The organism is Nocardioides sp. YR527, assembly GCF_900101045.1.
Lineage (GTDB): Bacteria > Actinomycetota > Actinomycetes > Propionibacteriales > Nocardioidaceae > Nocardioides.
On sequence record NZ_FNFN01000003.1, the window covers coordinates 255,941 to 276,276 of the forward strand.

A 20,336-nucleotide genomic window follows, 5' to 3' on the forward strand; every position below is an offset into this window, starting at 1 on the left:
AGGTGACACATGCCGTGCCGTCCGCCGAAACGGACGAATCCGAGAGGTTGCGCATACATGTCCGTGAGATCGGTCGAGGCCGAAGGTCTGTGCGTGGCCATGGTGTGCGATGCCGGCCCCGATGTCGGCATCGGGCACGTCATGCGCTGCCTGGCCCTCGGCGAGGAGCTCGTCGCCCGAGGGGTACGCGTCGTGATGGTCGCGGACCTTGATCGGGTGCCGTGGGCCGTGGAGCAGGTGCGGCGCCGCGGGATCGAGATCGCGTCGCCGGAACCGGGCGATGTTCGCGACGTTCTCGCCCGCCTCGAGCCGTCGTCGGCGGTCGTCGACTCCTATCTCCTCCCGGCTTCGGTCTACGCCGACCTGAGGGATCGCTGGCCGCTGCTGGCGCTCACCGACGGCGACCCGCGCGGACGGGCCGCCGACCTGTACCTGGACCAGAACCTCGGCGCGGAGGCCTCCACCTGGGCACTCCCCGAGGGGTCCAGGCATCTCGGTGGGCTCGACTACGCCCAGCAGCGACGTGAGATCGTCCGGCAGCGTCCGAGCGCGCCCAAGGCCGCCGCCGACGAGCACACGCCCCTGCGAGTGCTGGCGTTCTTCGGTGGAACCGACGCCTTCGGCGTCTCCCCGCGAGTCGTGCGCCTGGTCGCGCGAGCGGGGATCGCCGTGGAGCTGACCGCCGTCGCGGCCACCGCGGAGCTGGCCGAGGAGATCGCCGGCATCGTGCCGGCGCCGGGCCAGGCCGTCCACGTGATCGGGCCGACCGACACCCTGGCCGAGCTCGTCGCCGACTCGGACGTCGTCCTCAGCGCCGCCGGGACCTCCGCCTGGGAGCTCTTCTGTCTCGGCGCGGCGGTCGGGTTCGTCTGCGTCGCCGACAACCAGAAGGACGCGTACGTCCGGATGGACCAGGAACAGCTCGCCGTCGGGATCGCCACCCTGGCCGAGCTCGACGGCGACTCCGCGGACGCCGTGGCTCGGATGCGCGGCCTCCTGAGTGACGTACGCCTGCGGGAGCGGCTGCGCGCCGCCTGCTGGGCAATGGTCGACGGCCGAGGGCCGGAGCACGTCGCCGATGCTCTGCTCTCCCTGGTCCAAGCCCGCCGAGTCGGCGCGTCCTGACCACAAGCCGCGCCGAGTCGGCTCGTCATGACGAGCCGACTCGGCGTTGGGTCAGACCAGGTCCCAGCTCAGAGGTGTGCCGGCGGCGGCGTCCTGGGTGAATTGACGACCGAGGACGATGTCGATGTCGGCCGGCGGGAGGCCGTCGGCTGGACGTACGGATCGGACGTTGTCGGGGGAGACTTTCTCCCCGGCCTTCACGTCGCGGGTGACGAAGAGCGAGCGGCGGAATCGCAGGCCCTCGCGCTCGGCCGACTTCGGGCCGATCCGGGCCTCGCCGAGCGCCTGCCAGGCGATCCGCGTCTCGCTGACCAGCGAAGCGAACTCGTCCGGCTCCAGGGAGAAGTCGGAGTCGACGGCACCGTCCTCGCGGGAGAGCGTGAGGTGCTTCTCGATCACGCACGCGCCGAGCGCGACGGCCGCGACCGAGGCGCCGATACCGAGGGTGTGGTCGGAGAGGCCGACGGCGACGTCGAGCCCGTCGCGCAGCACCGGGATCCCGCGGAGGTTGGAGGCCTCCGGAGGAGCCGGGTAGGACGCGGTGCAGGCCAGCACGACGAGGTCGTCGTTGCCGGTCGCCCGTGCCGTACGCACCGCCGCGTCGATCTCGGCGAGCGTCGCCGTGCCGGTGGAGATGATCGTCGGCAACCCGGTCTCGGCGATCGCGCGGACCAGCGGCAGGTCGGTGATCTCGGAGGAGGCCGACTTCAGCATCGGTACGCCGAGCCCGACCAGGAAGTCGACCGCGGTCGGGTCGAACGCGGCGCTGAACGGCACCATCCCGAGCTCGCTCGCCAGGGAGAAGATCGGCTCGTGCCAGTCCCACGGCGTGTGCGCCTCCTCGTAGAGCTCGTGGAGGCGGCGGTTCGGCCACAGCGGGTGGTCCGCCGAGAGCCGGAAGGCGGGGGTGTCGACGTCCAGGGTGATGGTGTCGGCGGTGTAGGTCTGGATCTTGAGCGCGTGCGCACCGGCCTCGCCCGCGGCCCGCACGATGTCGAGCGCCCGTTCCAGGTCACCACCGTGGTTGCCGGACATCTCCGCGATCACGAACGGCTCGTGGTCGGGACCGATCGTGCGGTCCCCGACGGTGATCTCGTGGTGGGTCATCGGGCCACCTCCGTAGCGCGAGCGCCAGAGTACGGACGCGGCCCGATGAAAGATCTGATGGTCGCTCGCTGACGCTCGCTCATTACTGCTCCTTGCCGGAACGTCGGGTGGGTCGGTCCTCGCGGCGCAGGCTGACCGGGATGGCGGTCACCAGGCCGTCGTCGGTGGTCTGCTCGTAGGGCTCGCCCTCGGTGAACCCGAGCCGGCGGTTCATGGCGCGGACGGCCTCGTTGTGGGGGAGCACCTCGCCCTCGAGAAGGTCGATGTCGAGACCGTCGGGCTCGGGGGAGAAGGCGTACGCCACGGCCTCACGCATGATCTTGGTCCAGGCGAGCAGCGCGGTGCCGTCCGCGGTGGTGCCGTCGTGGTCGAGGTAGAAACCCCAGGACGCCGACCGGGCGCCCGGATCGTGGTCGAAGAAGGTCACCACGCCGAGCGGGCGGCCGGCGTACTCGAACATCAGCACGCGGCGCGACGGGTCCTGAGCGACCCGGGACCACCAGGCGGCGTGCTCCTCGGCGGTGATCAGGTGCTGGTTGATGCTCACCGAGCGGTTCGCGTCCTGGTTGCGCCAGGCGAGCATGTTCGGCAGATCGGCGTCGGTCGCCCGTCTCAACATCGGTCTCCTCAGACGTCAGGGGATGCGCCCTGACGTTATATGGTCCGAGGCCATGGAGACTCTTGACCGACCGGCGGTCCGCAAGCTCATGGGCGAGGTGCTGGCCGTGCAGGGGAAGACCCTGCCCGCTGACGACACCGCGAAGCTGGCCGACATCGGCTTCCGCTCCCTCGACTTCTCCGAGCTCGCGCTCCGGGTCGAGGACGAGATCGGCGACGAGCTCAACTTCGAGGCGGCCGGACTGCGCTCGATCGAGACGATCGGAGACGTGCTCGACCTGCTCGTGGAGATCCAGGGGCAGTGATCGCCGACAACCTCGTCGTCGATGCCCGGACGGGGAGGCGAGCGACCTGGGGTGAGCTCGTCCGGCATGCCGACCCACGGCCGGAGCCGACGGCCCATGCGGTGGAGCACAGCGTCGATGCGCTGCCGGCGGTCGCCGCTCTGAAGGACGGCGGCGAGCTCCTCGTCGTCGCCGCGGGACGGCTCGACGAGTCGCTGGCCGAGGAACTGCGTACGGACGGCTTCGACCTCGTCGCCGGCGACGACGTCCAGGCCGCGACCAGCCCCCGGGCGGCCGAGGACGGCAGGGTCTGGTTGCTCACCTCCGGGTCGACCGGCCGCCCCAAGCGGGTCGGTCACACCCTGGCGTCGCTCTCGACCGTGACCGGCGAGCTGGCGCCGCGCACCTGGCTGTGCCCCTACTCGCCCGGCACCTACGCGTGGTGGCAGGTGGTCACGCTGGGGCTGGGCGTGCCCGGTCAGGAACTGGTCCTCGTCGACCCTGCCGACCTGGACGACTGGGTGACGCCAGCGCTCGAGCACGGCGTCACCGCCGTGTCCGGGACCCCGACGTTCTGGCGACGTACGTTGATGCGTCACGGCGCCGAGCTGCGGAAGCTCGCGCTCGAGCAGGTCACGCTCGGTGGTGAACCGGTCGACCAGGCGGTGCTGTCCCAGCTCGGCGAGGCCTTCCCGGACGCGCGCGTGTCCTGGATCTACGCCTCCTCCGAGGTCGGTGCCTCGATCGTCGTCCACGACGGTCGCGCGGGCTTTCCGACGCAGTGGCTCGACCGCGACGTCCCCGGTCGTCCGCGACTGTCAGTGGTCGACGGCGAGCTGGTGATCACCTCGCCCCATCACGGCACCGACGCCTCGGGTGCGGAGATGACCGGCGCCGTACGCACCGGCGATGCCGCCCGCATCGAGGACGGCCGGGTCCTGGTCACCGGTCGCCTGGACCGCGACGAGCTCAACGTCGGCGGCTCCAAGGTGTCGGCCGGTGCCGTACGCGACCTGCTTCAGTCCCATCCCGCGATCGCTTGGGCGGCCGTGCGCGGCCGGAAGGCGCCCCTGGTCGGGACCATGGTCGTCGCCGACGTGGTCGCCAGCCAGGACTCGGGCGTGACCGCCGACGACCTGACCCGTTGGGCTGCCGAGCGACTGCCCGAGTACGCCGTGCCGCGGCGCATCAAGATGCTTGCCGAGATCCCGGCCAAGGAGACCCTGAAGAGCGATGTCTGACTTCGATCCGTTCCCGCCCGTATCCGTCGTGCTGGTCTCCGGTGCCTCGCGCGGCCTCGGTCTCGCCATCGTCACCGACCTGCTCGAGCGCGGGGTGAAGGTCGCGGCCTTCGCGCGCACGGTGACCCCCGAGCTCGAGGCGCTGGCCTCGAAGTACCCCGAGGACACCCAGTTCGGCTCGGTCGACGTGACCGACGAGAAGGCGGCCCAGGCGTTCGTCAAGGAGGTCGAGGCGAGGCTCGGCGTCATCGACGGACTGGTCAACAACGCCGCGATCGGGCAGGACTCGCTGCATGTGCACACCTCGTCGGACCGGATCGCGCAGATCATCGAGACCAACCTGACCGCGCCCCTGGTGCTGACCCGGTTCGTGCTGCGGCGCCTGATCGGCAAGGGCCTGAAGGGCCGGGTCGTCAACGTCACCTCGATCTGTGGACAGCGTGGCTACCAGGGCCTGGTGGCCTACTCGGCCACCAAGGGAGGTCTCGACGCAGCGACCCGCTCGCTGGCCCGCGAGCTCGGTGGCCGGGTGCTGGTCAACTCGGTCGCTCCCGGGTTCTTCGCCTCGGAGATGTCCGCGGTGCTCGGTGCGAACCAGCTCGAGTCGATCGCGCGGCGTACGCCCTCGGGTGCGATGACCACACCCGAGGACGTCGTGCCGACCGTCCGGATGCTGCTGCTCGAGCAGACCAACATCAACGGTCAGTCGATCGTCATCGACGGCGGCGGCTCGATCTGATGCCCGGCGGCCGACTCCTGGTCGGCAGCGATGCCGAGCTCGCCGGCTATCGCGCCCGCAGCCACCTCCACGACGGCCGGGTGGTCGCCTGGGCGGGTTCCTACGACACGCCGGTGGCGGTCGACGCCGAGGTGGAGCGTACGGTCCCGGAGGCCCTCGCGAGGCGGTTCGGCACCGCTGGGTTCTGGGAGCGATGGACCCGGGCGGAGTGCCTCGTGAAGCTCACCGGCCGCGGCGTCGTCGACATCGTGGCCCTGATGGCCGACGACGACCCTGATCGGCACGACCGAACCGGTGCGGGGGTGTGCCTGAGCACCGCACGTCTGCCGGGCGACATCGTGGTCTCGATCGGCAGAATCCATGGCGAAGGTCACCCACGGGGTATCGGCCGGAGTGCGGGAGACTGTTCGTTCGCCTGTAACCTCTGAGTTCGATCAGATTCGCGGGAGCGTCGACTCGAGACGCCTTCGAACCGAGAGGGATTGTGCATGGGTCAGGGAATCGTCGACGTCCTGCGTCGCGCCGAACGAAGGATGCCTCAGGGTGTCCGTCGACTGGCTCGTGACGCCGGGCATCGCGTTCTCGGGCACGAGCGCGGCGCGCTGGTCTCGGTCGTGGTGACGGTGACCGACCAGGACAAGCAGTACCTGGCCGAGTCGCTCCTCTCCGTGCGCGAGCAGACCCATACGTCCCTCGAGATCCTGATCGCGCCCTACGGCCAGGCCAGCGTGGTGAGCGACCAGATCCTCGCCGACCTCCCCGACGACTACCGCCTGCGGCTGCTGGACAGCTCCGCGACACAGGCCGAGGCGCGCGACCGCGGTGGTCGCGCGGCGCGGGGAGCCTACGTCTGCTTCCTGCTCGCCGCCGACCTCCTCACCCCGAACGCGATGCGTACGCTGGTCACCTCCCTGGAGGGCAGCGGGTCGGATCTCGCGGTCGGTCGCATCGAGAGCCGCCAGCGGCTCTCCCCGCCGGTGGTGCCGGCCTACGACCTCGTGCACGCCGAGAACCGCTCCGGCCTCACCCTCGACGAGTTCCCGGTGGCGCTGAGTGACGTCGGGGTGAGCAACCGGCTCTTCCGCACCTCGTTCTGGCGCCGGCAGGGCTTCAGCTTCGGTGGCCGTGGCGGCGCCGACGCGGTCGGCTTCGACGGCTACCTGAAGGCCAACCGCTTCGACGTGGTCACGGCGCCGGTGTGCGTGGACATGGACCGCGCCGACGGCACCCCGGTCGAGCAGCTCCACGACCAGACCCTCGGGATGGAGAAGTGGATCGAGCAGACCCGGTCGACGTGGGTCGCGATCGGCGAGCTCGCCTCGGGCCTGCGTGACCACTGGGCGCTCGGCGGGCTGGCCGGCCGTGCCAACACCATCCTCGGTGACGTCGAGCGGATGAGCGCGGAGCAGTGGACCGCCCTGCGCGACCTCGTCGTCGAGATCGAGCGCGACGTCGCTCCGGAGGTGTGGCTCAAGCTCCCGGTCGAGGTGCGGGCCCGGCTGACCCATCTCATCGCCGACCAGCGCGAGGAGCTGACCGCGTTCGTCGCGTCGCGCTGGTTCGAGCGCGGCAACCTGCGTACGCGGGTCGCCGGCGGCCAGGTCCACGGGATCTTCCCCGACACGGACCTGCCCACGGCCGTGACCACGCTCAACGAGCACGAGACCCCGGCGCGGGTGCTGGTGCGGGACGTACGTCCGCTCGACTCCGACCGGGTCGTGGTCGACCTGGTGGCGCGGATCGAGCTCGTCGACCTCGCCGAGACGACCCCGTTCTTCACCGCACGCCTGGTGCCGGACCTCGTCGGTGCCGACGACGAGGACGGGGTCGCGAGCGACCCCGACACGGTGCTACCCGACCCGATCGACCTGACCGTCACGCCACGGCGCGACGAGCAGGCCAACATGACCATCGGTCACAAGTATCAGGACTACCGCGCCGGCGGGTGTCGCACCGAGATCGACCTCACCCGGCTCTCCGCCGGGCGCTGGCACCTCGAGGTCACCGTCGGCGTCGACGGTGTCGTCCGCACCACCAGCGAGGTCCAGATCGACACCCGCGGCCCGGCGGGCAACCTGGCCACGCGCTACCGCCCCCGGGTCCACACCTCCGCCGGCCTGTCCGTGGGCTGCGACCGCTTCGAGGACCAGCTCAGCTTCCGTGCCGTCCCGACGACGACCACCACCACCGTGGAGAAGGTGCGGGTCGAGGGCCGGAGCATCTCGTTCACCCTCGCCGGCCAGCTTCCGCAGGCCGTGCGGGCGATCGGTGGCGGCGTACGCATCGAGGCGCCCGTCAAGGACGCCACGGTCACCCTCAGCCTCCCCGCCCACGGAGCCGTCGAGCCGGGGGCACCCGCCGCCTGGCGGCTGGAGACCCTCCAGGACGGCACCTCGGGCCGGATCGTCTGGACCGACGCGGTCGGAGAGCCGTGGACCGGCCAACGCGGCGGCAGCGTGCTGGCCTCGCGAGACGGCCGGGGCTACGCCCAGGTCATCGAGGTGGCCGACACCGTCGCGATCGACCGCGTCGAGCTCGGCGACGGCCGGATCACCGTGCGGGGCGAGTGGCTCAGCTCGATCCCGAAGCACGCCCGGCTGACCCTCTCCGGCTCGCGGCACAGCGAGACCGTCAAGATCGACACCGGCGATGGCAGCACTGCCGAGTTCGAGGTCGTCTTCACGCTGCGCTGGGACGAGTGGGGCCTGGGCGAGTCCGTCCTACCCAGCGGCATCTACCAGTTCCAGCTCACCTGCGGGGCCAAGCGCAGCGGCAACGTACGCCACACCGCCGCGTTCCTCGAGCACCAGGCCGAGTTCCAGACCAGTGACGAGGTCCGGCTGCGTCCGGTCAACGGCAACGGCCCGGGAGTCACCCTGCAGCCGCCGATCCCCGTCGACCACGCCGGCAGCTACGCCCACAACCTCGCCCGCGAGCGCGTCCTGGCGGCCGAGGAGCCGATCGACGAGTCCGCGGTCTACCTCTCGACCTACGCCGGTTCGACCGGCACCGACTCGCAGCTCGCGATCCACGAGCACCTGCGTCGCACCCGGCCCGACCTCACCCTCTTCTGGGGTGTCGCCGACCACGCCTCCAGGGTCCCCGAGGGCGGCATCGCGGTCGTGCTGCAGAGCCCGGAGTGGTACCGGGTCATCGGCACCGCGAAATACCTCGTGCAGAACATCGACTTCGACCGCTGGTGGAAGAAGCGGGAGGGACAGCGCTTCCTGCAGACCTTCCACGGCTACCCGGCCAAGTCGATGGGTCTGCGGATGTGGCGCGCGAAGATGTTCTCGCCGCTTCGCTGCGAGGCCGAGCTGGACCGTACGACCGCCGGGTGGGACCTGATCCTCACCCCGACGCCGGAGATGGACCGCTACTACCGCGAGGAGTACGCCTACGACGGCCCGATCCACAGCGAGGGCTATCCGCGCGACGACGCGCTGGTCGGCCCGTCGGCTGCGGAGGACCGCGAGCGCACGCGCACCCTGCTCGGCATCGGCCCCCACCAGAAGGTGGTCCTCTACGCCCCGACCTGGCGCGACCACCTGGCGCTGAACTACCGCTCGGCGAAGATGGTCGAGCACCTCGACGTGGTCGCGGCCAGCGAAGCCCTGGGCGACGAGTACGTCATCCTGCTGCGCGGTCACCGGTTCAACTCCAAGGGCAGCGAGCGCAGCGAGCGCACCGCCCGGATCATCGACGTCACCGACTACCCGGAGATCAACGACCTGATCCTGGCCTCCGACGCGGCGGTGCTCGACTACTCCAGCCTGCGCTTCGACTTCGCCCTCACCGGGCGGCCGATGGTGTTCCTGGTGCCGGACCTGTCCGACTACACGGGCGGCATCCGCGGCTTCCTCTACGACTACGCCGACACCGCCCCCGGGCCGATGCTCGACACCGCCGAGGAGGTCGTCGCCGCCCTGTCCGACCTGGACCGGCTCGAGGCGGAGCACCGCGACCGGATCGCGGAGTTCAACGCCAAGTACCAGTACACCCAGGACGGCAAGGCGACCGAGCGGGTCGTCGAGACCTTCTTCGACAAGCCCAGCTTCGACAAGCCCTGATCGGGATCCACAAATCAACGATGGCGCCGCCCCCGTAGGGGCGGCGCCATCGCTTTCCAGCTAGATCACGGCAGCCGGGCGAGAGCCGGCTTGACCACCGAGGTCTTGTCGGGGATCGCGTTCCAGCGCTCCGGGAGGACCGCGCGGTGCGGGCCGACCTCGAGGAGGACCACGTTGCGGTAGGTCATCCCGTACGTCTCGACATAGGGCGCCAGCGAGGTGAGCAGGTCCTTCGCACGCCACTGAGCGGCGTCGAGCACGAGCACGTCGGTGTCGAAGGCGTCGAAGTCGAAGGCGTGCCGCTGGTGGCCGTCACGACGCAGGTCGGCCGCCTCGGTGGTGCGCTCGGCCTGCTTGTTGGCGGCGGCGTGGATCTGCTGGAAACCGCTGACCGCACGGGTGCCGACGACGTCGGCGGCAGCCAGCAGGTTGCCCTGCAGGTCGGTGTCGGCCAGCCCGGCGATGTCCTCGGTCAGCACGGCGGAGACCGGGAGGACGACGAGCTTGTCGACGTCGGGGAGCAGGTCGGCGACCACGAGCCGCTCGACCTGGCCGATCGGGAGCGTGCTGCCGTCGGGCTGCTTGATGCCGTCGAAGCCGGACACGTCCAGCGCGCTGAGCGTGATCCCCGGCCGGGCGAGCTCGTCGAGCCGCAGGTCGGTGCCGCCGGTGTGGACCCACAGGTGGACCGGACGGGACGAGTAGGCGGCGATGGACTTGATCAGCCGGCGCAGCTTCGGGCGCTGCTTCGGGCGGGCCGAGACGGCGACGTGGATCGCGTCGGCCGGGACCTGCTCCGGGGTGCTGACCGGGTTGCTGCGTACGTCCTCGGCGATCGAGCTGACCAGCTCGCCCACCTTGCGGGCACCGGCCCGGCGCTCACGGGCGATCTCGACGTCGGCGGCGTTCATCTCGCGCCACTGCGTGTAGACCTCCTCGACGCTCGCGCCCGAGAAGATCTTGGTGAGGATCGTCTCGAGCCGGTCGTTCATGCCCTCCCGGATGCCGTCGAACTCGTCCGGCGTGAGCGGGTTGAGCCCCGCGAAGCGCGGGTCGGAGAGGTTCTTGGGGCGGAAGTCGATGTCGATGCCGATGCTGCGACCGGGCAGGTAGCAGTGCAGGCGGCTGGTGACCAGCTTCTGGTGGTCGCGACGGTAGCCCTCGAGCATCGAGATCGCGTCGTCGATGTTCTGCACGAACGGCCGGAACCGGACCTCGTCGAGGCCACCCTGGGCGTAGGTCGGGGCGCCCTCGGGGATGGAGCCGTCGAAGACGTCGACGTAGCCGACCGGCGCGTCCGGGCCGGGGAGCTCCTCGGCGTCCGGGAAGACCGTCGAGACCGTGGTGGTGAGGCAGCCGGAGAAGAAGGCGGGCACACCGACGGAGAGCAGGATGTCGACGGTCGTCCAGTCGCGGCAGCCGATCGGGGCGTACTTCTTCAGGTACTCGATCGTCTCGTCGGTCATCATCGCGCGGGTGCTGCAGTGGAACGAGACGAAGATCGGGCGCAGGTTCTTGTGGAACGGCATCCCGTAGCGCATCTCGAAGATGGGGTGCATGTACCACCCGAAGCCGAGCATCCAGGTGTCCTTCGGGACCGGCTGGTACATCGACGCGTCGCGCTGCAGGGTCATCAGCTGGACCTTGGCGGACAGGCCCTCGCGGACGCGCTCGGGGCGGACCCGGTCGCGCAGCCGGTTGGCCAGGTCGTCGAGCTCGGACTCGCCGGTGAACTCGAGGTCCTTGTGGCGCACCACGTGGCCGAGGGAGGCGACGGTCTGGACGTGGTCGCCGATGTTGGCCGAGGCACGGGAGCGACCGGGGTGGCCGTAGTCGACGACGGCGTAGGAGACGGTGCCCTCCGGCGCGGCCGGGGCGTCGGGCTCGTCGTTGTCGGCCGCCACCCACGAGCGCAGCCAGTCACGGCTCTCGACGGTCCACTTGGTGTCGCCGTTGGTGCCGTCGCCGACGGCCTCGTCGAGCCGGGCGTAGAGGCTGCGGGCCAGCTCCTGGTCGCCGAAGCCGAAGACGCGGCTGGTCATCGCGAGCCACGCGCGCCCCGGGACGTACGCAGCGCCGGACTCGGCGAGGTCGCGCAGGGTCGCGCGGGTCGCGTCGGGGTCGACGTGGAGGCCGGACATGACGTACTCGTCGGCGGCCTTGGCGGCCCACTCCTCGACCGGGATGCCCTGGAAGAGGGCCCAGGCGCGCTCGTAGAAGCCGCCACCGGCGGCGTTCACGGCACCGTCGAGGTCAGCAGCGACGACGAGCGGCTCGACCTCGATGGAGATCGGCGCCGGCTTGCCGGCCGAGTCCGCGGCCTGCGGTGCGCCCTCCGAGATGGACGGGACGCGAGCGGTCAGGCTCTGACGCAGGCGCTCGGGAAGCAGCTGGCGAGCGAGTCGTCGAGCTGGGCTGGCCATGGGACTCCTTCATTGATGGTTCGACGCAGTGTCGTCGGGCGGAGCCGCGATGTTCGCGGTCCGTTCACACGTTTCCCCCTATGATCCAGGCCGGATATCCTGCCCGAAGAATCGGCAATCCCCAAAGACGCCGACTAATCTCTGCGCATGCCGATCCCCAACCCCCACGAGCAGGTCGCGTTCCCCGAGGGCCGCTACCTCACGATGTGCAACGAGATCGCGACCAAGTTCGGTGGACAGACGCGGGCGATGATCATGCGCAACCGCCTGATCACCCAGCACACCGGGATCCCGACCACGCTGCTGACCACCGAGTCGAAGCCCGTCTACGACGAGGTGCGCGAGGTGCTGCGCGAGTCGGGCCAGCTGGTCGAGGGCATGGACCTCCTCAACCTCTACGAGTGGTACCGCCACAACACCCCGACCGACGCGCCGGACGAGTCCGTGGCCGCGCTCGGGGGCCGGCTGGCCGAGGTCGCCGGCACGACCACCTCGGACGTGCTCCACCCCGACGGCACCGTCTACTACACCGCCCACTCGCAGTCCGGGAAGGACCTGGCGCGCGACTACCGTCGCACCGACGGGTCGATCTACCTGCGGGCGCCGGGTCCGGGTGCCCCGGCCGCGTCCCGGGTGCCCTACATCCTCACCGACGCCGAGGGGCTCCCGATCCGGTCGTGGGAGACCGTGGGCGGCTGGCTGTGGCACTGGCTCGAGCTTCTCGCCGGTGACGCCGAGCGGGTCTTCTTCGTGACCGACTCCCGGTTCGCGCTGCGCGACGTCATGCCCCGCCAGGACGACCGCTTCTACTTCCTCCACCTCATGCACAACAACCATGTCGTGAAGGAGCGGCGCTGGAACTCCCAGCTCTCGGGCAAGTACGCGCCGCTGCTCGACAACATCCACGAGTACGACGCCCTGGTCAACCTGACCCATCGTCAGTCCGAGCACCTCGCGATGCGTTACGGCTCGACCTCGCACCGGTTCGTCGTGCCCAACCCGGTCGAGCTGCCGGAGCTGCCCGAGACGATGCCCGAGCGGGAGCCGGCGACGTTCGTCACCGTCGCCCGCCTCGAGCCGCAGAAGCGCCTCGAGCACGCCATCAAGGCCTTCGCGAAGGTGATCGAGAAGCGGCCCGAGGCCAAGTTCCAGATCTACGGCGACGGCAAGCTCTACAAGCCGCTCGCGGACCTGATCGAGACCCTCGACGTCGGCAAGAACGTCCAGCTCATGGGTCACGACCCGCGAGCGAAGGAAGCGCTGCTGCACGCCACCGGCTTCATCATGACCAGCGTCAACGAGGGCTACCCCCTCGCCACCCTCGAGTCGCTCTCCTTCGGCTGCCCGGTGATCAGCTACGACATCAACTACGGTCCGCGCGAGCAGATCGCCGACGGTGTCGACGGCTTCATCGTCGAGGCCGAGGACATCGACGCGGTCGCCGAGCGCTGCATCCAGATGATCGACGACCCGGCGAAGGTGGCCGAGATGTCCCGCAAGGCCCTGGAGAAGGCGAGCAAGCACGACTGGCGCGCGTTCCTCGAGGACTGGCGGGTCGCCTTCGAGGGTGCGGTCGCGCAGCGGCCGGGCCGGATCGAGAAGGCACGTGCCCGGCTCGACGTGCACGCCCTCGGCTGGGCGCGCCCGATGCCCGAGGGCGTCGCGACCCGCCTGCCGGGTCCGGCCGGCCGGTTGGGTCGCACCCAGGCGAGCTCGGCCGCCTTCCGTGACTCCCGTACGCTCCGCTTCGACGCCACGCTCAACGTGATGGGCGAGTGGCCGAAGGGCGTGATGGCCGACCGCATCGTCACCCTCGACGCCGTGTGCAACGAGACCGGCGAGGTGGCCGCGCTGCCGCTCGACGTCTCACCCGGGGGCCGGGGCGAGTTCCGGCTCGCCTCCAGGTTCGACCTCGCGGAGGTCTTCGAGGAGTTCTCCGAGGACGCGCGCAACCTCGACCTGCGGCTCCGGTTCACCGTCCACAACTGGAACTGGCAGACCAGGCTCGGCCGGCCCCGCGAGGTCCGCCCGAACTTCGAGGTGTCGTTCGGCCCGAACGACGTGCTTCACCTGCAGCGGCGCTGACCGGCGGTCGTCAGGATCCAGCCGTGCGGACGACGTGGAGCTTCGTACGCCGCTCCAGCCGGAAGCCGGGACGGTCCTTGAAGTACTCGTCGACCGCGTCGCGGCACCCGCTGTAGTGGAAGTAGTCGTCGAGCACGATCCGTCCACCCACGACCAGGTGAGGGGCGATCCGCTCGAGGCAGGTCATCGTCGACTCGTACCAGTCGCCGTCGAGGTGGGCGAAGGCGACCGGCTCGTCGATCTTCAGCGTGTCCTGGAACAGGCCCTGGACCAGCTCGACGCTGTGCTGCGCCGGGTCGATCCCGTGCCTGGTGAATGAGTCGCTCACCTCGTCGTAGAGGTTGTCGCGGTAGCCGTAGTAGGTCTCCCCGCCGATCCCCTTCGAGGTGCCGCTGACGATCTTCCGATAGCGCTTGTGCACGTCCTCGCCGTCGCGCTCGGACGGCTCCGGGATCATCCCGAAGACGTCGTAGACCCGCATCGGCCGCTTCGGGTCCTTCGCCGCCGCCATCACGATCGCGGAGCCGCCCAGCGCCGCCCCGGTCTCGATGATCAGCCCGGGCCGGTCCTGGATGTCGGCCTCCAGCACCTGGCGGGCGAGCACCTGCAGGTTCTCGGGCTTGAGGTAGGTGAGGTGCTCGGCGCGGACGGCGTCGAGGACGGTGCTGACCTCGGCGGGGAGTACGAGGTCGACCAGTGGGTCGCGTACGGACTCCCGGGTGCGTACGGTCTCCGTCCTCAGCCTCTCGAGCTCGGCCTGGAGCTCCGCGGTGGTCGGAGATGTCTTCGTCTCGGTCTCGGGCCGCTTCGTCGCGGGCCGCGTGCCGTCGGCGGGCTTGCGTGCGACCACGACGTAGTTCTTCGGCATCCCTCGCTCGAGGCGGCGACCGGAGACCTCCAGCCGCGCGTAGAGGCGGCTGAGGTGGACGGCGAGCTTCTGGTTGAGGAGCACGATCGGGGCGACGTAGGCGAGCTTCCAGCGCAGGCCCCGCCCGCTGAGCTCGCCTGTGCTCGCGGGGAGGTTCTTCGCCATCATCTGGTAGCTGTAGGCGACCGTGCCGAAATAGCCCTCGAGCCAGTTCATCCGGGCGATCTCGAAGCCTGCCTCCTCGAACATCTTCCGCAGCGAGAACTGGGTGTAGCGGAAGAAGTCGTAGGGCTTCTGGTGCTCGGCGAAGAACAGCGGCGCGGAGAGGAAGATCCGCCCGCCCGGCTTGAGCACGCGGTAGAGCTCGGCGATGGCCTTCTCCGGCTCTGGCACGTGCTCGAGGACCTGGTTGCAGATCACCCGGTCGAAGCTGCCGTCATCGACCGGGATGTCGGTGATGTCGCAGACGTAGTCGAGGGGAGCGTACGCCGAGCTCAGCTGGGCGAAGTCGGCCGCCTCGTAGCGGGCGTGCTTGAACAGTTTCCGGTAGGGCGATCGGCCCGCACCGGCGTCGAGCACACGCATGCCGCGCTTGGTGCCCTTGGCGAAGCGCGCCATCTCCTGGCGGAGACGTACGCGGGATGGATTGATGTGCTGGGGCTGAACCGTTCTACCGCGATCCTGCCGGGCTCTGGGCCACATGGAGCGACATTAGCGCCCCTGAAGCGGAGTCTCCCGTAAACCACGCAAGACGGCGTCGCGCACCGGGTCGTGGAGGCGGCGCTCGACGAGGTAGTGGAGCGCGATGGCCAGCACGAGGGCGGTCGAGACGGCAGCTGCCAGGACGACGTACTCGTCGTACTGGCCGTGGAACATGTCGATCACCCAGAACGCGAACTGCGCGTGGATCAGGTAGAGCGGGTACGTCAGCGCCCCGAGCGTCGTCAGGAAGCGCGCCTCCACCCGGCCCAGCGGGCCGGCCGAGACCAGCCAGACGAGCGCCGCGAACCCCACGATCGCCCAGCCGGTGACCACCGGCGAGACCGTGGCGCCGACGAGCTCGGTCGCGCGGTCGGCGTACTCGGTGGCCTGGCGGATGCCGAGGATGACGTTGTAGGCCACCGCGAGCCAGGCGATGAACGAGTTGCCGAACCGGTAGATGAGGAACAGCGCCATGCCCATCGCGAAGAACGGGGCGTACTCGGCGAACAGGAGCGAGTTGAGCATCCCGGAATCGGTCGCCCGGGCGATCTGGGCCAGCAGCGGCCACAGGAAGACCACCGCGATGACCCGCTGCTTGGTGATCCCGACGAGCAGGAAGACCCCGATCAGCAGGTAGAACTTGAGCTCGATCCAGAGCGTCCAGAAGGCACCCTGGGCGCTGAGTACGTCCCAGGCGTCCTGCGTCATCGTCATGTTGATCAGGCCGCCGACGAATCCCTGGTCGCGGCCGCCCTTCCAGTAGGCCTGGAGGACCAGCGTGATGATGACCGCGACCCAGTAGGCCGGGAAAAGCCGGGCGACCCGGGAGGAGACGAACCGGGGCAGGTCGCGACCCCACGCGGTCATCAGGATCACGAAGCCGCTGATGATGAAGAAGAGCTCCACGCCGAGGTAGCCGTAGCGGGTGACGTGGTTGAGGGTCGGGAAGACCTCCCGGGGGTCGAGGCCCCAGTACGGGGTCGCGATGCCGGTGAGGTGGTAGCCCACGACGACCGCTGCCGCGATGAAGCGGAGCGCGTCCAGCGCGCCGAGCCGGGAGCGGCGTACGGCCTTCTTCGGTGCGGGCGCGGGTGCGGAGGCGGGGGCCGTGTCCTCGGAGACGGTGGGAGCGCTGGTCATCGGGTCAGTTCCCCGCCGCGGCGTCCAGGGCCTCCTGGATCGGGTCGATGCGGCGCAGGTCGATGACGTGGCCGGTGCTCGACGCGATCAGGGTGTCCAGCGACGCCCGCGCGACCGCCTTCGACTCCAGGAGCGTGTGGGACGGCTCCTGGCCGAACGCCTTGGTGCGCATCGGGGTGGCGGTGCGCTCGGGGTTGATCGCGTTGACGCGTACGCCCTGGTCGGCCCACTCGTCGGCGAGGGCCTGGGTCAGGTTGACCGTGGCCGCTTTCGCGGAGGAGTAGAGCGCGTAGCCGCGGCGACCGCGGGTGTAGGAGCTCGAGGTGAAGAAGAGCAGCGAGCCCTTCGCCCGGGCGAGGTAGGGGAAGAACTCCTGGGCGATCAGGACCGGCGCGATGTAGTTGATCTCGGTCGCGTTGTAGATCGTCTCCTCCGAGACGGTGGCGAGCTCGCCGCGCGGCAGCACACCGGCCGTGTTGACCACGAAGTCGATCGAGCCGAAGCGCTTGCCGGCGTCGGCCGCCGCGGCGACGATGTCGGCCCGCTTGGCGACGTCGGTGCTGGTGGCCGAGCGGCTGTAGGAGGCGACGTTGGCGCCGTAGGACTCGGCCAGCTCCGCGATGTCGGCGCCGATGCCGTAGCTGCCGCCGAAGACGACCATGTTCTTGCCCTCGAGGGCGGCCCGGTAGTCGGCCTCGGCCTTCTGCGGGAACTGCTGGTGAGCGGTGAGCTGGAAGAGCTTGTCGGCGATGTAGACGTCGATCGGCTCGGTGACCTTCATGTTCTGCTCGTGACCGTCGACCACCCAGATCTTGGTGTCGGGCAGGTACTTCAGCACGACGCTGCAGTCGTCGGTCGCCTTGAACTCCGGGTCCTGGTCGGCGATCTCGTAGGCCCGCTTCAGGGTCGAGGCGAGGAAGGCCTGCGGGGTCTGGCCGCGACGCAGCCGCGAGCGGTCCGGGATCTGCGAGATGGTGTTGTCGTCGTTGAGCTCGATGATCGTGTCCGCGGACGGGATGGCCACGTCGACGGCCTGGTAGGTCACCAGCGCCTTGAAGCAGTCGGTGATCACGTCCTCGCTGAGCAGCGGACGTACGGCGTCGTGGAGGAGCACGTTGCAGTCCTCGCCCTCGGGGAGGGCGGCCAGGGCGCGCTTGGTCGTCTCGTTGCGGGTGTCGGCGCCCTCGAGGATCTTGGAGACCTTCGGGTAGCGGCCGTCGCGGGTCATCGCGTGCACGGCGTCGAGGTGGCCGGGGGCCATCAGGATGATGATCTCGTCGATCTGCGGGTGGCGGTCGAGCACGCCGAGGGTGTGCTCCATGATCGGCATCCCGGCGATCTTGATGAGCTGCTTCGGGATGTCGAGACCCACGCGGGAGCCCACACCGCCGGCAAGCAGCACGGCAACGTTACGAAGCACTGAACTCTGACCCTTTGATAGATGACGAGGAGGGGTGGATTGTTCCATGATGCGCGCTGCGGACTCCAATGCTGGGGGCGAGGCGATACCGAGCCGTTGGTTCAGCGTGTGGTCCATCCGCGGTCTCGGCGGGTGTGATGGCAGTCACGTCGACTTGATGTTTCGGAAGAGTGACCGGCGGCGTACCTTTGTTTCGTCTCGGTCACGGTGGCCGAGCAGGCAGGCACAACGTCTGGTACCCATCCCGGCTCCGCTCACACGGGGGAGTGGTCGGAGGGACTGGAACGAAAGGTCTACAACCATGAACCCACTCAGGGTGGGCGTCGTCGGCGCGGGTCGCGTCGGGGCCGTCCTTGCAGCAGCCCTCAGGTCCGCCGGTCATGAGATCGTCGCGGTCGCCGGGGAGTCCGACGCCTCTCGCGGGCGCATCGCCTCGCTTCTCCCGGGTGTCCCGGTCGAGAAGCCGACCGCCGTCGCTCGCGCGTGCGACCTCCTTCTCCTCACCGTCCCCGACGACATGCTCGGCAACGTCGTCAAGACGATGACCGACGCCGGCGCGATCCGGCCCGGGATGTACGTCGCGCACACCTCCGGCCGCCACGGCCTGGCGATCCTCGAGCCGGCCGCCGCGATCGGCGCCCACGTGATGGCCGTCCACCCGGCGATGACCTTCTCCGGCACCTCGGTCGACCTCGCCCGCCTCTCCGGCTGCGTCTTCGGGCTCACTGCCGCGACCCCTGCCGACCGGGCCTTCGCCGAGTCGCTGGTGCTCGACCTCGGCGGGAAGCCGATGTGGGTGCCCGAGGAGATGCGGACGCTCTACCACGCCGGGCTCGCCCACGGCGCGAACCACCTGGTCACCCTGGTCACCGAGGCGATGGAGATCCTCGCCGCCGCCGGCGCCACCGACCCCGCGGGCACCCTGCGGCCGCTGCTGACGGCCGCCCTCGACAACGCCCTGGACCACGGCGACGCGGCGTTGACCGGCCCGATCGTCCGCGGCGACGCCGGCACGGTGGCCGCCCACCTCGACGACATCCGCACCAACGCTCCGCAGACCCTGGCGTCGTACGTCTCGATGGCGCGGGCCACGCTCGACCGGGCCGTCTCGGACGGACGGCTGCTGCCCATCCGGGCGCTCAAGATCAAGAACCTGCTCGACGAGGCGGATCGGGCTGCCGTGCAGCCGCTGCCGCGTCCGATCCACACCTGGAACCAGTGATGAGCCTCCTCGCAAGCACTCGTGAGGAGCTGGCCAAGCTCCTCGACTCCGCCCGCCGTGAAGGTGCGAGCATCGGGTTCGTACCCACGATGGGCGCGCTCCACGAGGGGCACGCGTCGCTGATGCGCGTCGCCCGCGAGCGGGTCGGCGGAGGCCCTGTCGTGGTGTCGATCTTCGTCAACCCGCTGCAGTTCGGCGCGGGCGAGGACCTCGACCGCTACCCGCGCACGCTCGAGGCGGACCTGGAGGTCTGTGAGCGGGAGGGCGTCGACGTCGTCTTCGCGCCGTCGGTGGACGAGGTCTACCCCGGTGGGGACCCGCAGGTCACGGTCGCTCCCGGACCGCTCGCCGACGTGCTCGAGGGCAAGACCCGACCGGGCCACTTCGGTGGTGTGCTCACCGTCGTCGCGAAGCTGTTCGGGCTGGTGAAGCCCGACGTCGCCGTCTTCGGCGAGAAGGACTACCAGCAGCTCGCCCTGATCCGCCGGATGTCGGCCGACCTGTGCCTCGGCGTCGACGTCGTCGGCGCACCTACGCAGCGCGAGGCCGACGGCCTGGCCCTCTCCTCGCGCAACCGCTACCTCTCGCCGGAGCAGCGGGAGGAGGCAACGACCCTGTCGCGTGCGCTCTACGCCGCGCAGCGCGAGGCTGCCCACGGGGTCGAGGCCGCGCTCCAGGCGGCCCGCGCCGAGCTGCGCCGGGCCAAGGGGGCCGACGTGGACTACCTCGTGGTCACCGACCCCGCGCTCGCGGAGCTGTCCACCCACCCGGAGCCGGCCACCGAAGCCCGGATCCTCATCGCCGCCCGGGTCGGCACGACCCGACTCATCGACAACATGAGCCTCACGATCGGAGCATCCCGATGACTCGTCTGCGCACCATGATGACCGGCAAGATCCACCGCGCCACGGTCACCCAGGCAGACCTCCACTACGTCGGCTCGGTCACCGTCGACGCCGACCTCCTCGACGCCGCGGACATCCTCCCCGGCGAGCTGGTCTCCATCGTCGACATCACCAACGGTGCCCGCCTGGAGACCTACACGATCGCGGGCGAGCGCGGCAGCGGCGTACTCGGTATCAACGGCGCCGCCGCCCATCTGGTCCATCCGGGAGACCTGGTCATCCTCATCGCGTACGCGCAGATGACCACCGAGGAGGCGAAGGCCTTCGAGCCGCACGTCGTCCACGTCGACGGGGCCAACCACATCGTCGCGCTCGGCTCCGACCGGAGCGAGCCGGTTCCAGGAACCGACCAGATGCGTGGACCGCTCGTTCTCACGCAGTAGCGTG

Annotated in this window: 16 protein-coding genes; 10 read left to right on the forward strand and 6 right to left on the reverse strand. The window is 70.0% G+C overall.

Translation table 11 applies throughout. The features are described 5' to 3' along the window. Positions 1-57 precede the first annotated feature (57 nt). Positions 58-1,125 carry a PseG/SpsG family protein gene (locus tag BLT25_RS09825; RefSeq protein ID WP_091044947.1) on the forward strand — a complete coding sequence of 356 codons (1,068 nt, stop codon included), beginning with the start codon at positions 58-60 and terminating at the stop codon, positions 1,123-1,125. Between the two features lie 51 nt (positions 1,126-1,176). On the opposite strand, the gene pseI is transcribed toward BLT25_RS09825, so the two are convergent. Together pseI and BLT25_RS09835 are read right to left on the reverse strand one after the other, a co-directional pair. Then, positions 1,177-2,232 (reverse strand): pseudaminic acid synthase, encoded by a 1,056-nt coding sequence (gene pseI / locus BLT25_RS09830; protein WP_091044948.1) that lies wholly within the window; start codon positions 2,230-2,232, stop codon positions 1,177-1,179. Between the two features lie 82 nt (positions 2,233-2,314). Continuing rightward, positions 2,315-2,851, reverse strand: a complete 537-nt coding sequence (locus BLT25_RS09835) for a GNAT family N-acetyltransferase (protein ID WP_091044950.1) — start codon at positions 2,849-2,851, stop codon at positions 2,315-2,317. 52 nt (positions 2,852-2,903) lie between these two features. On the opposite strand from BLT25_RS09835, the gene BLT25_RS09840 reads away from it, so the two are divergent. Genes BLT25_RS09840 through BLT25_RS09860 form a run of 5 tightly spaced genes read left to right on the forward strand, consistent with a single transcriptional unit; the run spans position 2,904 to position 9,184 of the window. Next, entirely contained in the window at positions 2,904-3,155 is a 252-nt protein-coding gene (locus tag BLT25_RS09840) for a phosphopantetheine-binding protein (protein ID WP_008354901.1), read from the forward strand. Next, positions 3,152-4,375, forward strand: a complete 1,224-nt coding sequence (locus BLT25_RS09845) for an AMP-binding protein (protein ID WP_091044952.1) — start codon at positions 3,152-3,154, stop codon at positions 4,373-4,375. The genes BLT25_RS09840 and BLT25_RS09845 overlap by 4 nt, the downstream gene beginning before the upstream one ends. After that, positions 4,368-5,114, forward strand: coding sequence for an SDR family NAD(P)-dependent oxidoreductase (locus tag BLT25_RS09850; RefSeq protein WP_091044954.1), 747 nt, complete (start codon positions 4,368-4,370; stop codon positions 5,112-5,114). The genes BLT25_RS09845 and BLT25_RS09850 overlap by 8 nt, the downstream gene beginning before the upstream one ends. Further along, positions 5,114-5,542: a 4'-phosphopantetheinyl transferase family protein gene (locus BLT25_RS09855; protein ID WP_091044958.1), complete on the forward strand. Its 429-nt coding sequence runs from the start codon at positions 5,114-5,116 to the stop codon at positions 5,540-5,542. Before BLT25_RS09850 ends, BLT25_RS09855 begins: the two co-directional genes overlap by 1 nt. 60 nt (positions 5,543-5,602) lie before the next feature. Continuing rightward, positions 5,603-9,184, forward strand: a complete 3,582-nt coding sequence (locus BLT25_RS09860) for a bifunctional glycosyltransferase/CDP-glycerol:glycerophosphate glycerophosphotransferase (protein ID WP_091044961.1) — start codon at positions 5,603-5,605, stop codon at positions 9,182-9,184. 65 nt (positions 9,185-9,249) lie between these two features. Here BLT25_RS09860 and BLT25_RS09865 read toward each other — a convergent pair whose 3' ends face one another. Beyond that, positions 9,250-11,607 (reverse strand): hypothetical protein, encoded by a 2,358-nt coding sequence (locus BLT25_RS09865; RefSeq protein ID WP_091044963.1) that lies wholly within the window; start codon positions 11,605-11,607, stop codon positions 9,250-9,252. A gap of 147 nt (positions 11,608-11,754) precedes the next feature. Between BLT25_RS09865 and BLT25_RS09870 the strand changes: the two genes are divergently transcribed. After that, positions 11,755-13,692, forward strand: coding sequence for a glycosyltransferase (locus BLT25_RS09870; protein WP_091044972.1), 1,938 nt, complete (start codon positions 11,755-11,757; stop codon positions 13,690-13,692). Positions 13,693-13,702: 10 nt separating this feature from the next. On the opposite strand, the gene BLT25_RS09875 is transcribed toward BLT25_RS09870, so the two are convergent. The 3 genes from BLT25_RS09875 to BLT25_RS09885 are packed head-to-tail and all read right to left on the reverse strand — an operon-like array spanning position 13,703 to position 17,822. Further along, positions 13,703-15,262 (reverse strand): class I SAM-dependent methyltransferase, encoded by a 1,560-nt coding sequence (locus BLT25_RS09875; RefSeq protein WP_091044976.1) that lies wholly within the window; start codon positions 15,260-15,262, stop codon positions 13,703-13,705. Between the two features lie 9 nt (positions 15,263-15,271). Beyond that, a complete protein-coding gene (locus BLT25_RS09880) occupies positions 15,272-16,402 on the reverse strand; it encodes an acyltransferase family protein (RefSeq protein ID WP_091044977.1) in 1,131 nt (376 codons plus the stop codon). A 4-nt stretch (positions 16,403-16,406) separates the two neighbouring features. Further along, on the reverse strand, positions 16,407-17,822 hold the full coding sequence (locus BLT25_RS09885; RefSeq protein WP_256328530.1) for a bifunctional cytidylyltransferase/SDR family oxidoreductase: 1,416 nt from the start codon (positions 17,820-17,822) through the stop codon (positions 16,407-16,409). 301 nt (positions 17,823-18,123) lie between these two features. On the opposite strand from BLT25_RS09885, the gene BLT25_RS09890 reads away from it, so the two are divergent. The 3 genes from BLT25_RS09890 to panD are packed head-to-tail and all read left to right on the forward strand — an operon-like array spanning position 18,124 to position 20,332. Next, positions 18,124-19,044 (forward strand): Rossmann-like and DUF2520 domain-containing protein, encoded by a 921-nt coding sequence (locus BLT25_RS09890; RefSeq protein WP_091044983.1) that lies wholly within the window; start codon positions 18,124-18,126, stop codon positions 19,042-19,044. Further along, complete coding sequence (gene panC, locus BLT25_RS09895) at positions 19,044-19,910, forward strand: pantoate--beta-alanine ligase (protein ID WP_091044985.1); 867 nt, start codon at positions 19,044-19,046, stop codon at positions 19,908-19,910. The genes BLT25_RS09890 and panC overlap by 1 nt, the downstream gene beginning before the upstream one ends. Next, positions 19,907-20,332 carry an aspartate 1-decarboxylase gene (gene panD, locus BLT25_RS09900; RefSeq protein WP_176883766.1) on the forward strand — a complete coding sequence of 142 codons (426 nt, stop codon included), beginning with the start codon at positions 19,907-19,909 and terminating at the stop codon, positions 20,330-20,332. Before panC ends, panD begins: the two co-directional genes overlap by 4 nt. Positions 20,333-20,336 lie beyond the last annotated feature (4 nt).

Coding starts and splice junctions, on each gene's coding strand:
- BLT25_RS09825 (WP_091044947.1), top strand. CDS start 58: ATGTCCGTGAGATCGGTCGAGGCCGAAGGTCTGTGCGTGGCCATGGTG.
- pseI (WP_091044948.1), bottom strand. CDS start 2,232: ATGACCCACCACGAGATCACCGTCGGGGACCGCACGATCGGTCCCGAC.
- BLT25_RS09835 (WP_091044950.1), bottom strand. CDS start 2,851: ATGTTGAGACGGGCGACCGACGCCGATCTGCCGAACATGCTCGCCTGG.
- BLT25_RS09840 (WP_008354901.1), top strand. CDS start 2,904: ATGGAGACTCTTGACCGACCGGCGGTCCGCAAGCTCATGGGCGAGGTG.
- BLT25_RS09850 (WP_091044954.1), top strand. CDS start 4,368: ATGTCTGACTTCGATCCGTTCCCGCCCGTATCCGTCGTGCTGGTCTCC.
- BLT25_RS09855 (WP_091044958.1), top strand. CDS start 5,114: ATGCCCGGCGGCCGACTCCTGGTCGGCAGCGATGCCGAGCTCGCCGGC.
- BLT25_RS09860 (WP_091044961.1), top strand. CDS start 5,603: ATGGGTCAGGGAATCGTCGACGTCCTGCGTCGCGCCGAACGAAGGATG.
- BLT25_RS09865 (WP_091044963.1), bottom strand. CDS start 11,607: ATGGCCAGCCCAGCTCGACGACTCGCTCGCCAGCTGCTTCCCGAGCGC.
- BLT25_RS09870 (WP_091044972.1), top strand. CDS start 11,755: ATGCCGATCCCCAACCCCCACGAGCAGGTCGCGTTCCCCGAGGGCCGC.
- BLT25_RS09875 (WP_091044976.1), bottom strand. CDS start 15,262: ATGTGGCCCAGAGCCCGGCAGGATCGCGGTAGAACGGTTCAGCCCCAG.
- BLT25_RS09880 (WP_091044977.1), bottom strand. CDS start 16,402: ATGACCAGCGCTCCCACCGTCTCCGAGGACACGGCCCCCGCCTCCGCA.
- BLT25_RS09890 (WP_091044983.1), top strand. CDS start 18,124: ATGAACCCACTCAGGGTGGGCGTCGTCGGCGCGGGTCGCGTCGGGGCC.
- panC (WP_091044985.1), top strand. CDS start 19,044: ATGAGCCTCCTCGCAAGCACTCGTGAGGAGCTGGCCAAGCTCCTCGAC.
- panD (WP_176883766.1), top strand. CDS start 19,907: ATGACTCGTCTGCGCACCATGATGACCGGCAAGATCCACCGCGCCACG.